10 protein-coding genes are annotated in these 12,839 nt (G+C 41.3%); 5 read left to right on the top strand and 5 right to left on the bottom strand.

Annotated elements, in window-relative coordinates; translation table 11 throughout:
• Position 1 precedes the first annotated feature (1 nt).
• Together murA and D0T08_RS10445 are read right to left on the bottom strand one after the other, a co-directional pair.
• Entirely contained in the window at positions 2-1,306 is a 1,305-nt protein-coding gene (murA, locus tag D0T08_RS10450; RefSeq protein WP_116982565.1) for a UDP-N-acetylglucosamine 1-carboxyvinyltransferase, read from the bottom strand.
• Positions 1,307-1,351: 45 nt separating this feature from the next.
• On the bottom strand, positions 1,352-2,101 hold the full coding sequence (locus D0T08_RS10445) for a DUF4290 domain-containing protein (protein WP_116982564.1): 750 nt from the start codon (positions 2,099-2,101) through the stop codon (positions 1,352-1,354).
• Positions 2,102-2,477: 376 nt separating this feature from the next.
• Between D0T08_RS10445 and D0T08_RS10440 the strand changes: the two genes are divergently transcribed.
• From D0T08_RS10440 to D0T08_RS10430, 3 genes are all read left to right on the top strand, one after another.
• Entirely contained in the window at positions 2,478-4,031 is a 1,554-nt protein-coding gene (locus tag D0T08_RS10440) for a glycoside hydrolase family 10 protein (RefSeq protein ID WP_116982563.1), read from the top strand.
• A gap of 180 nt (positions 4,032-4,211) precedes the next feature.
• Complete coding sequence (locus D0T08_RS10435; protein WP_116982562.1) at positions 4,212-5,711, top strand: lipopolysaccharide biosynthesis protein; 1,500 nt, start codon at positions 4,212-4,214, stop codon at positions 5,709-5,711.
• 258 nt (positions 5,712-5,969) lie between these two features.
• On the top strand, positions 5,970-6,701 hold the full coding sequence (locus D0T08_RS10430; protein ID WP_116982561.1) for a hypothetical protein: 732 nt from the start codon (positions 5,970-5,972) through the stop codon (positions 6,699-6,701).
• A gap of 243 nt (positions 6,702-6,944) precedes the next feature.
• Here the strand turns inward: D0T08_RS10430 and D0T08_RS10425 are convergent, their stop codons facing one another.
• The 3 genes from D0T08_RS10425 to D0T08_RS10415 all read right to left on the bottom strand — a co-directional run bounded on the left by D0T08_RS10425 (position 6,945) and on the right by D0T08_RS10415 (position 9,619).
• On the bottom strand, positions 6,945-8,156 hold the full coding sequence (locus tag D0T08_RS10425; RefSeq protein ID WP_116982560.1) for a sorbosone dehydrogenase family protein: 1,212 nt from the start codon (positions 8,154-8,156) through the stop codon (positions 6,945-6,947).
• A 345-nt stretch (positions 8,157-8,501) separates the two neighbouring features.
• Positions 8,502-9,131: a hypothetical protein gene (locus tag D0T08_RS10420; RefSeq protein WP_116982559.1), complete on the bottom strand. Its 630-nt coding sequence runs from the start codon at positions 9,129-9,131 to the stop codon at positions 8,502-8,504.
• Positions 9,128-9,619: an RNA polymerase sigma factor gene (locus D0T08_RS10415; RefSeq protein ID WP_116982558.1), complete on the bottom strand. Its 492-nt coding sequence runs from the start codon at positions 9,617-9,619 to the stop codon at positions 9,128-9,130. The genes D0T08_RS10420 and D0T08_RS10415 overlap by 4 nt, the downstream gene beginning before the upstream one ends.
• A gap of 420 nt (positions 9,620-10,039) precedes the next feature.
• Here D0T08_RS10415 and D0T08_RS10410 point away from each other — a divergent pair, with 420 nt between their 5' ends.
• Both D0T08_RS10410 and D0T08_RS10405 read left to right on the top strand, forming a co-directional pair.
• A complete protein-coding gene (locus D0T08_RS10410) occupies positions 10,040-11,317 on the top strand; it encodes a glycosyltransferase family 4 protein (protein ID WP_116982557.1) in 1,278 nt (425 codons plus the stop codon).
• A 113-nt stretch (positions 11,318-11,430) separates the two neighbouring features.
• Positions 11,431-12,750, top strand: a complete 1,320-nt coding sequence (locus D0T08_RS10405) for a WG repeat-containing protein (protein WP_116982556.1) — start codon at positions 11,431-11,433, stop codon at positions 12,748-12,750.
• Positions 12,751-12,839 lie beyond the last annotated feature (89 nt).

The raw sequence follows: 12,839 nt of genomic DNA, 5'->3' as shown, positions 1-12,839 counted from the left end.
CTTAAATCCTCACTATCTCCGCCCCTATCGCATTTAGTCTTCCATCAATGTTCTGATAGCCTCTGTCTATTTGTTCGATGTTGTCGATGATGCTGGTGCCCTCGGCTGATAGGGCTGCTATCAGTAAAGATACACCTGCACGTATATCTGGCGAAGACATACGAATGCCTCTTAGTTTATGGTCACGGTTCAAACCGATTACGTTGGCACGATGCGGGTCGCAAAGGATGATTTGTGCGCCCATGTCGATGAGTTTATCGACAAAGAACAGGCGGCTTTCAAACATCTTCTGGTGTATCAATACCGTTCCTTTGGCTTGTATGGCTGTTACCAGTACAATTGAAATCAGGTCAGGCGTGAAACCCGGCCAGGGAGCATCATAGATGGTCAGGATAGAGCCATCAATCAACGAGCTGATTTCATAATGCGTTTGTGCCGGAATATGAATATCATCTCCACGGAACTCCATCTGGATACCCAGTTTTTTGAATACGTCAGGGATAATTCCTAATTCAGGAATGCGGCAATTCTTAATCGTGATTTCTGACTGGGTCATGGCCGCTAAGCCAATGAAACTCCCAATCTCAATCATATCCGGCAACATGGTATGCTCGCAGCCATGTAGTTCTTTTACACCCTCAATGGTGAGTAAATTCGACCCTACCCCTGTAATTTTCGCACCCATGCTGTTCAGCATTTTGCTCAATTGTTGCAGATACGGCTCGCAGGCAGCATTGTAGATGGTGGTGGTTCCCTCGGTCATTACGGCGGCCATCAATACGTTGGCTGTACCTGTTACCGAAATCTCATCCATCCATACATAAGCGCCTTTCATTTTTGAGCCCTCTACGGTATAGAATGCGTCGTTAGGGTCGTAGATAAACTCTGCGCCCAATTTCTGGAAACCCGTAAAGTGGGTATCTAACGGACGGCGACCGATTTTGTCTCCTCCCGGACGAGGGGCTTTCCCTTTGCCAAAGCGGGCAAGCATCGGCCCCAATAGCATGATAGAGCCACGCAAGGCAGAGGCTTTGTCTTTGTACTCGGGTGTTTCGAAGTAATCAAAATTCACGTTATTTGCTTCAAAACGATACGAGCCTGTGCCTAGCTTTTCGCATTTTACGCCCATATCTGCCAACAACTCAATGAGTTTGTTAACATCGCGGATATCCGGGATATTATTGATGATGACAGGTTCTTTGGTCATCAACACGGCACATACAATCTGTAGTGCTTCGTTTTTTGCCCCCTGTGGTATAATTTCTCCTTGTAGTTTCTTTCCTCCTGTTATTTTAAATGATGCCATAGATGAAGTTTCAAGCTATTGTTTTCAAGGAATTTACCCCTCTTATTATCGTCTTTTATTGTTTCTGTTATTATTATTGTTGTTGTTCCGGTCGTTTTTGTAACCGCCGCCACCGTTGAAGTTTTTGTTACGGTCGCGGTTGTCGCCACCGCCACGATTACGGTTAGCATCTCTATCGCGGTTATCACGGTCGTTTCTGTTATGATTATGGCCACCATGTCCACCATTACCTTGTGGCTGAGGTATACGCTGACGGCTACCATTACCATCTTTCGGCGATGATTCCATCAGTCCATCACGACGCAATGCATCGATTTCTGACTGGAATCTGAATCCTGATAGTTCGAGAATCTGTTGCAGACAATCTTCTGTTTCGATGGTGTCTTTATTCCAGGTCTGATAGAAGTTTTTCATCAGGCGAACCATATAAGAGATAAAAGCCTTACGGTCGTCCAGATTTTCGGTAATCATGGCTTTTAGTACCAGTAATTCGAGGTTACGGCCATAAAAACGATGTTTGAGATGGTGTTGATTATAAGGAACAATCATGGGTCTTTTCCCTAAGATTTCTTTGGGAGGTGCCGGGAAAGGACTGTCTACGTCGAGATCAAAGTTGGCAATGATGTATAAATCGTCCCATAGTTTTTTAGAATAGTCGATACCCTCACGCATATTAGGGTGAATCTGACGCATGAGTTCTACCAGAATATGGGCATATTTGGTGCGTTGCTCTTTATCGGGCAAACTGATGATGTAGTCTGTTAATTTCTGGATGTTACTACCGTATTCTTTCACGATATATTAAAAATGTAAAGAGTGATGATGTATTAATTTTTCGTAGAGACGCAATGCATTGCGTCTTCATGGGTCTGTAAATAGAAAAAATTACCTATTACAGGAAGAATATCTTCTCAATCAAAATACAATAGTCGGGATAGCCCCTCGGAGCGGACGCCGCCCGGACGCAATGCATTGCGTCTCTACAAAAGAAACGTTTATTTATGGAATTTCAAATTCGTTAGATAATAAAACGTTTTAGATAATAACGCAATTATACGTAATAATGTTAATTCTATACGTATTATTGCTAAGCACAGCAAAAGTAACAAAAATTAGCCGTTGGGTTAAATTTTTATCTAATTTTGAACATAAATTTCAAAACTGATTTTAGATGTATTTGAAAAACGCTGCTTTCTATTTGATAATCTATGCTTTCCTGAGTGGTTGTAGTAAAAAAGTTACCCAGCAATTTGTTTCCAAGTCTCCCGGGCCTAAACGGGAATTTCGGGCAGTGTGGGTGGCAACTATTGAAAATATCGACTGGCCTTCGCGTAAAGGATTACCTTCAGAAACCCAGCAACAAGAATTCAGAACCCTGCTTGACCGCCAGAAAAGCTATGGCATGAATGCCGTGCTGGTGCAGGTAAGAGCCGCCGCCGATGCTTTTTATGCCCGAAGCAAAGAACCCTGGTCGGAGTGGCTGACAGGTGAACAGGGCAAAGCTCCCGAACCTTTTTATGACCCCATGATATTTATGATTCACGAGGCGCACCAGCGTAATATGGAGTTTCATGCCTGGTTGAATATGAACCGGGGGGCACAAAAAGGGGCTAAAAGTATTGCGGAAGATCATCTGGTGAATACTAGACCTGAGTGGTTTCTGAGCTATGGGGGCTACAAATTATTTAATCTGGGGATACCGGAAGTGCGGGCATATATCACCGAAGTGGTGCTGAATATTGTGCGGAATTATGATGTGGATGGGATTCATTTTGATGATTATTTCTACCCGTATACCATTGCCAATGAGAAATTGCGCGATGATGATACTTTCAGAAGACACAAAAATGGATTTACGAATATAGAAGACTGGCGACGGAATAATGTAGATCTGGTGATTAAAGGCATCAGTGATGGAATAAAGGAGGTTAAGCCTAAGGTGAAATTCGGGATTAGTCCGGTGGGTGTGTGGCGTAATGCTTCTGTTGACCCGAGTGGCTCACCCACTCAAGGCGGACAAACCTCATACGATAATCTGTATGCTGATACCAAAAAGTGGGTACAAAAGGGGTGGATTGACTATATTGCTCCGCAGATATACTTTAGTTTTGAGTTTGGTAAAGTACCTTACGGCGTATTGGCTAACTGGTGGACAAAACACGCATATGAGCGACATTTATATATCGGTCATGGGGTATATCGGGTAAAAGCAGGAAGTAATGAAGTGGGTTGGGAAAAGGCCAATCAGATACCGCGACAGGTGCGATATAACCGCAGCAAACCGCAGATTTCGGGAAGTATTTTTTATAGTGCCAAACCTTTGAGCAGAAATGAACTGTCGGTAAATGATTCGTTGCGAAGGCTGAATTTTTATCCGGCGCTCCCTCCTACTATGCCCTGGAAAGATAATGTACCACCCAATGCCCCCGAAAATGTGGTAGCAAAAAAGGTGAATGATATAGGCATGCTCATTAGCTGGGATGCCCCTGCCCTACCTGCGAAAGATGGAGATGAACCCAATGCTTTTATCGTGTATCGGTTTGAGAAAAATGAAAAGATTAACCTTGATAACTCAGCCAAAATTATAGGCATTGTGCGCAACGAGGGGATGCTGGGGTATACCGACAAAAATTATGAGTCGGGTAAATCTTATACGTATGTAGTGACCTCGCTTGACCGCTTGAATAATGAGAGTGGAATGAGTAATGTGGTTCAGACAAAGTAAATTCATAGAATTAATTGATAAAATTTTAATGGAACAATGTTTTACCACAGAGTTACTCAGAGTTTGGCACGGAGTTGCACTGAGTTTAAAATGTAATCCTCTGTGAAACTCTGTGCTTAACTCCGGTTAACTTCGTGGTAAAATATAAAAATCAATTATATTCCATCATTAAATATCTAAATGAACGTAATTAAAAGACAAGCCTTTATCAGTACTATCTTCTCGTATGCAGGGGTATTGGTGGGCTTTATATCTCAGTTTTTTATATTTCCCAATTTCTTTAAAAAGGAAGAAATCGGTTTAACGAATGTCTTGCTCTCTTATATGTATGTGATGGTACAGCTCTCTTCTCTGGGTTTTAATGCCGCCGGAAGTCGTTTTTTTGTGCGTTTCAGAGATGCCAGGCATGGGCATAGAGGCTATTTGTTTTTAGGACTTTCAATAGGTATGGTTGGTTTTCTGATTTGCAGTATCGGCGTGTTTTTTCTGAAAGACTGGATGATTGCCAGTAAGGGGGAAACCAATCTTCTGGCTGCTAACTTCTATTTTCTTTTACCTATTACCTTCGCTACGTTACTCTTTAACCTATTTGATAACTATGCCAAAAACCTCTACGAAACCGTAACCGGAACCTTTCTATCACAGTTTTTGCAGCGTTTTCTGATTATGATTTCGCTGTTTCTGGTGGTCTTCAATATCCTTGATTTCTCTCAATACATCTGGGTATGGGTTTTAGCGGTTTCCTTGTATGTGGTACCGATGATATGGAAGGCAACCCAATTAGATGGATTTTCTTTAAAGCCGGATTTCTCTTTAATGACGCCTAATTTCACCAGAGAATTTGCTGTCTATAGTTTTCTGACTATCCTGCCGGGCTTTTCGTCAATGATTATTCTGAATATCGATAAAATCATGCTGGCGGGCATGAGCACCTTACAGGAAACGGGTATTTATAGTACGGCTGCCTTTTTTGGAAGTGTCATGGGCATGTCGTTAGTGGCTTTAAACAAAGCATCAGCTCCGATTATAGTAGACTCGTTTGCGGCCAATGACCTGAAAAATATTGCCACCATTTACCGGAAAAGCTGCACTACTTCGCTCATAGTCGGTTGCTGGATTTTTCTGGGTATTTATCTGAATCTCGACAACCTTTTTGAATTTCTCCCGGCAGGTTTTGAAGAAGGTAAGTGGGTTATTATTATTCTGAGCTTAGGCAAATTATTTGATTTAGCCACCGGATTGAATGGCACTATTCTGATGCTCTCACCCTATTATCGCTTCGATACCTATATCATGGTCAGCCTGATTGGGCTGACTGTATTGCTGAACTGGATACTGATTCCAATCTATGGTATGAATGGCGCTGCCTTTGCTCTTGCACTATCAACTATTTATTACAATACTATGCGGTATGCTTTAGTCTGGTGGAAATTAGGCATGCAGCCTTTTACGATAGACATTCCGAAAGTGCTGCTGATTATGATTGTAGTAGGATTTGCCGTTAGTCTGATACCTGTTACTGAGGGGACGAAGTTTAAAACTGTGATTGATATTGGGTATCGTTCTACTGCTATTACGTTGCTATATGGAGTAGTTATTTACTGGAGCAAAATTTCGCCTGAACTGAATGGGGCGATGCGGAATTTGTGGCAGATGGTTGTTGGTTTTGGGAGGAGGTAAGAGATTCTTAAAAACCTGTTGTAGAGAAGCACGGTTCCCCTACAATACTATCCGGCAAGCCCTAACGAATAATTCAGCAGCGAGTTGCTGCCGGACTTGAAAGTATTCTTCAAGGTATAGGAGTAAAGAATATAAATTTATAAACATCACTTCATCAGAAACTGCCCAACCACTGAAAATTGAAAAACTCCACCTATGTAATATGTATTGCATATTAGCTTGTATTACACAATATATTTGTACCTAAAAAAGATACAAATGTCAAGAACTGATTTATCCTTGAATACTACCTTCTGGTTTCCCGGTCGATGGATTGGTGGATTATCTTTGGTTATCGCACCACTATTACTCCTATTGGCAGAGGTAGTGCTTTTACCCTTCGATTTCTTCTTTCCGCAACAATTAAAAGCCTTTGCTGAATATCCTGTGAGAATCAGCAGTGGGTATAGTCTTTTTCTGGCGGGTAATATCTTACTATGGCCTGCTATTCTTACTTTAACTCACCTCATTGGTCGTACAAAGCCCGGTTGGGCTTTCTGGGGTGGTAGCTTCGTTATGTTTGGTTTATTTACCCGTACTTTCCACTATGGTATCAATCATCTGGCATTTCAGTTAGTCCATATACAGGGGGTAGAACAGGCAACAAAGACGATAGCTGGTTCGTATGGCGGTTTCCATATAGTAGCTACTTTCTCCATGTGTATTGTTCTCGGTTGGATCATTCTGGCCATCGGAGCCTATTTATCCGGCACGCTTATTCTTATCCGTGCTATTGCATTAGCAGTTATGTCGGCTCTGATGTTGGGTGTACTCAAGGGAAGTTCGACAATGGCAGTAATAGCAACTTCAGGACTTTGCATAGCCTTAGTTCCATTAGGAATTAGTATTCTTACTGATAAGCCACGTCCGAGTGTCCGTAGTATATTGGTATGGTCTTTATTAATCATTATACTCGTTGCGATAATGTTCATTTCGGGACAGGCAGGATAAACCCACTCCTGAACTGATAATAAGGCAATAGTATCGCAACCTCAAACCACATCGCGCGGCGTTCGCTCCGTTTGTCCGGGAGAGCCCAAAACTTCATTTGCGAATAAAAGATAATGGCCATTTTTATTGTAAAACCCTTTGGAGCAGACATCGCATGGCATCCGCTCCAAGGGGCTTTACAATCTAATACATATATTTCTGGAATTTGCCAGGCCTACGGAAACGGATTTTTAATTAAGACATTTAATTCCCCGCTGCTCTCTTCTCCAACATATACACCTTACCAGACCCATAATTAAGGATATATAGCTCATGATTGGCATCTTCGCCAAAGGCCGAAATACTGCTGACATTGGCTATTTTATCGCCACTATCGGTGGCTTTTGCGCCATCATATTTTAAAGACCATACTTTGCCGCTTACATAATCGCCAAAGACGTATTTCCCTACCAGATCCGGTAGTTTTTTACCTCTGTATACCACTCCACCTGTGACCGAACGGCCATCATTGCCTTGTTTATAGCTCCATACAGGTGCTACCAGATTGGCTTGTCCACAATTGCCTGTCGGGTCAAAGCAATCGTTGGCTTCTTTTATCCGCCAGCCGTAGTTGCCACCTTTGGTTATCACATCAATTTCTTCTACCTCGTTTTGTCCTACATCACCTACCCATATATTGTTGGTGGAAGCATCGATACTGAACCGCCACGGATTACGCAAGCCATAGGCATAAATCTCCTCTTTGAAACCCTCAGTATTGCCTACATATGGGTTATCTTTGGGTATCCCGTAATTTAATCTGTCTTCCACATTCACGTCTATGCGCAGGATTTTGCCTAAGAGATTCTTCCGATTCTGGGCATTGTTTTGTGGGTCTCCGCCACTACCGCCATCGCCTGTGGCAATGTAGAGATAGCCATCAGAACCAAATGCCAGTTTGCCTCCTTTATGATTGGTGTAAGGCTGCTCGAAAGTCAGGAGGATTTTCTCGCTACTGGCATCAGCCGTTTGTGAGCCTGAGTTGACTTTAAACCTAGAGATAACGGTCTGGCGGGACGGTGAATTACGGTTGTAGTTGACATAGAAATAGCCGTTCGTTTCAAAATTCGGGTGAAAAGCGAGCCCTAATAAACCCATTTCACCGCCTGCATCTACACGAGCGTCAATGTCCAGAAATACGGCCGCCTGATCTGCTGTGGACACATTATCAAATACCCGGATAACACCCTTCTGCTCAATGACATATACCTTGTTGGTACCATCATAGGCATGCGTAAACTCAACGGGGTCATCAAAAGTCAGGTTTGGGAAAGCAACAACTGCCTGATACTCTCCTGCTACTGTGTTAGACGTTGAATCGTCTGTTTTTCCGATAGGGTCAGCACCGGATTCGCAACTGAATCCCAGGAATGCACTGACAGCCGATAGCGTGATTAGAATGATTACTTTTTTCATACAAGTGATGGATTTTTAAAATAACGACCGAAACAGTCAATAAATTTATAACACGCATAAAATATACGAAAATAGTGTGCCAGAGTTTTTCTGCGAGTGTTAATATATGTTTTACTTAATTTTAAATACTATCGCCATTTGCCGATGCCCCCGTCAGCGACTGAAACGGTCCGCCGCAGCGGTCGCCGGCTAAAGTAACAAAGGTTTTTTTTACATAAGCGGACTTAAGTCCGCTTTACATACTAAAATTGTTCCATTGTTATCTTAGACGGCGACCGCTGCGGCGGACCGTTTCAGTCGCTGACAGGGGATTGTGAATTTGGGCGACAAACATCAAAAACCAACCTACACCCCCTCCAATTCCTTCGATAATTCCTCCAATTCTCTCAAATCTTCCTTGAAACCCTCGCTTTTACGATTTTTAAAGGCGCCCAATTTAAAGGCTATATAATAAACAAACAGACAAACAGCCAGTGGGATAAGGGTATCTATCAGAGCAGAGGATAAGTCTTGTCTGGCTAATTTTTTGGGCAAAAAAGATAAGGTTGTCAGGCATCCGGAGGCAAGCATCAGGATTCCGAACCAGCCCTCCAGTTTCTTGTTTTTTTCGTATTCTTTAATTACATGGTTCAGAAAAGCGCCCAGAGTGGTGCTGTTCATATCAACGTTTACGATGGCGTTGCTTCGGTAGATGGCTATGATGGCCATGATGATACCGACTGCCAGAAAACCATAAGGCACAAACTGGATGGGATAAATAAAATCAAAGGGGTTGCCGAGGAAGACAGCGCCTAAAACTACCAGTTCGACTACCATCAGGATAAAGAACCCAGTATTCTCGCGTTTGATTTTTGCGACTCTTGACCGTGACCTTTCTTTTATCATGCCTACAATCATGCGCTCGGTGAGCAGTTGAGAGGTTTGCAATTTCTGGTCGTATACTTTCCATGCCGATTTCAGTTCATCTAAGTTCATATGCCGTTCGATTTAATGAGTTTTTCTAATTTGATTTTGATTCTGTTGATTCTTACCCCCACATTCGAGTGCGTGATACCAATGATTTCGGCGATTTCGTCATAACTTTTGTCTTCCAGATAAAGCATGATGATGGCCTTGTCAATCTCTGATAGTTTTTCTATAGCCTTTTGTAATAAGCCTGAATCATCGTTTTCAGATTGATGCAGGTTCATATCAGGTATCTGCAATTCTGTGACTGAAATGGTACTTCTTTCGGGCTTGCGGCTTTCTTTTCTGAAATTGGAAATGGCGGTGTTCAGTGCCACTCTATACAACCAGGTAGTACTTAACGACTCGTTTCTGAATTTGGGGTAAGATGTCCATAACTGCAAAACAATCTCCTGAAAAAGGTCTTTTTTATCGTCATCGACCTGACAATACAAATTACATACTTTGTAAATGAGGCCCCGGTTTGTATTGATCAATTGAATAAAATCCTTTTCCATTCGCTGATGCTTTGTTTAAACAATTAGTCGCACGGTAGGTAAAAAACTTACATGATTGTAGATATTTTTTTTTATTAATATAAAGATTACACTTTGTAAAGACAATGAAGTTGTTTAGGATTTTCGTTGCTTTTTAAAAATAGGGATGTTTTAAGCGAGCCAAATCAAATGATGAAAGCCCGAATGGAATTCCATAGCAGAGCTAAGGTTGAAATTATTTGATGCAGGCGCAGCCAAAACAACATATTTTTAAATAAAAGGAATAATCCTAAACAACTTCAATATAAGTTAGGTGAATAAACTGCTGACTATAATACATTTGTAGTCTGTAGGGACTTAATATTATCGTACGCGCGTTAAAGATATGGCAAAATTTTGCGTAATTCGCAGCTATTACTGACATAATTAAGCGACTCATTCTTGAAAATTCTTCTCATAAATACCGACGACAGCATGGGTGGTGCAGCTATTGCCTCTTTACGATTATTGTCGGTATTGGAAGAAGAACATGACATTGAAGCCAAACTACTGGTGCAGGAAAAAAAACGTAACCGGGCTGATGTAATACCTGTAGCCCAAAGCTGGCTTGATAAGAAAAGGGCTTTCATCCGGTTTGTGACTGAGCGTCTGTATTTCCGTCAGTATGAGAAAAACAAAGAAGTGCGCTTTGCGTTTTCTCCTGCCAATACAGGCATTGATATTTCGCAGCACCCTTTAGTACAGGAAGCCGATATTCTGCATTTACATTGGGTCAACTTCGGGTTTCTTTCCATCAACTCTCTTAAAAAGCTATTCAGTTTAGGCAAGCCTATTGTCTGGACGCTGCATGATATGTGGGCATTTACGGGTGGTTGCCACCATAGTGGCGACTGTGAGAATTATCAGGGGCATTGTGGGAATTGCCTGCCTTATCTGCGGAATCCCTCGCCTGATGATTTATCGGCTAAGGTCTGGCAACGTAAGCATGAAATTTTTGGTGATATGACTCAACTCCCTCCAATTCAGATTGTTGGTTGTAGCGAATGGTTAGCTAACAGAGCCCGCAAAAGTAATCTGTTTAAAAACCTGTCTATTAGTGCTATTCCGAATCCTTTAGATATAAACGTTTTTAAGCCTACTACAAAAGCAGAGGCAAGAGCAAAATTAAACCTGCCCATCGATAAAAAACTCATTTTATTCGCAGCCGCAAAGGTGACGGTTATCTGGAAAGGTTTCAGTTATTTTCAGGAATCTTTGCGGATTTTAAAAGAGCAGGTTTCTAATCCTGATGAGATTGAACTAGTGATTCTGGGAGAAAGCGATGCGGAATTGAATCAAATGCTGCCCTTTAAAACACATGCTTTAGGACGAATCTCTGATGTTGAAAAAATTGCCTTAATCTACTCGGCGGCTGATGTGTTTACGATTCCGTCTATTCAGGAAAATCTGCCAAATACCATTATGGAGGCGATGGCCTGCGGCACTCCGGCAGTGGGTTTTGAAGTGGGTGGTATTCCAGAGATGATTGAACATCAGCAAACGGGGTATTTAGCAACCTATAAATCAGCCGAAAATTTTGCAGAGGGAATTAAATGGATATTATTTGAGGCAGATGCCAAGGCCTTAGCCAACAATGCCAGGAAGAAGGTATTGGAGAATTATTCGCAGGCCGTGGTGAAGGAGCGGTATCTGGGGGTTTATAGGAGTTTTAGTGTATGACTATTTAACGGTCCATCGTTACGGAAATCGTTATACACAAAAACCTACCCCTCTCACAAATGTTTAGCTTCAACCAAAATCACTAATAAAATACTTTCCATCAAAACCCATCAATGAATATTTCAGAAAATACACCTGCAGATACACAAAAGAAGAGACTAATCCCCTACAGAAAAAAAGATAAATGGGGCTATGCAGATTATGATACCAAAGAGATAATTATTCCTTGTATATATGACTCTGCCTCACTGTTTCAGTATGGAAGGGCCGTAGTTATGCTTCAGAATAAATTTGGAGTGATTGATATGAGCGGACAAGAGATACTACCGATTATCTATGGTAATCCTCCAAAAATATATGAAGAGGGAATTATTCTGGATGAAATAGAGAATAATCAATTTATCGATAATACCCTATTTGATTTAAACGGGAAAATTCTTATCCCGTTTGCCTACCCTAATCAAAATCTTAGACACTTCTTTCTTAAACATATTTCAGACCAGGAAAAAAGACAGCTTTTTTTTGATAATAATGGAAAAATGATGGTACCCCGAAATTATCTGGGAATGGATGACAATGGTATTTATACACATGGCGCGAAATGGATAACAGAAAAGGGTGAAGTTTTTACATTACCCCATGGGTGGTCTTTTGGAGAGACATTTCAGGAAGGGCTAATAAGTGTGATAGACATTCGAAATTTGAGATATGGATTTATGAATCTTTCAAAAGAGTTAGTAATACCATTAGAGCTGGAATTTACTGATTCCGGACAATTTTACTGGGGCTGGGATGAGGGTTTTCATGATGGGCTTGTGATGGCTAGAAAAGCCGGGAAGATTGGTTTCATTAATAAGCAGAATGAGCTTGTTATTCCTTACTTATATGACGATAATGAGTGGGGATACGACTTTAAGAATGGTTTTTGTGTTATTGCAAAAGATAATAAGTTTGGGGTAATTGACACAGAAGGGAAAGTGATTATTCCATTTGTTTATGAGTATGGTGGTATTTGTCAATGGACTAAAAAGAGATGGATCATCCATGAAAATAGCAAATACTCGGTTCTGAATGAAGCAGCACAAGTAGTTATTCCTGATGATACCTACGACAGCATTGCTCCATTCGTCCCTCATAATCATAGCGGCTACTCACCAGAATTAGCAAGAGTCAGCAAGGATGGTTTGTATGGATTTATAAATGAAGAGGGCAAAGAAATAATTCCTCTCATTTATGCAGAGACCTCAGGTATGGTATATGATTTAATTCCGGCAAAAAAAGACGAATATTATGGAATAATTGATAAAAACGGGAATACAATAATACCTTTCAAGTACCCAAAATACCTGCATATAAAGAAAGATGGTCTTTTTGTAGACTATACATTGGGTTATGTAGATATAACGGGTTTTGAATATTGGGAGGAAAACTGAAAGCAATCAATAGCTCTTTTTCTGCAGAGATGCACGGTTCGCCGAGCGATGCATTGTGTCCGCTTCATTGGACTGTCTAATTCTTTGTT

Source organism: Emticicia sp. C21, from assembly GCF_003418935.1.
GTDB lineage: Bacteria > Bacteroidota > Bacteroidia > Cytophagales > Spirosomataceae > Emticicia.
Note: the sequence above shows the minus strand (reverse complement) of the source record. Positions and strands in the feature narration are given on the sequence as shown.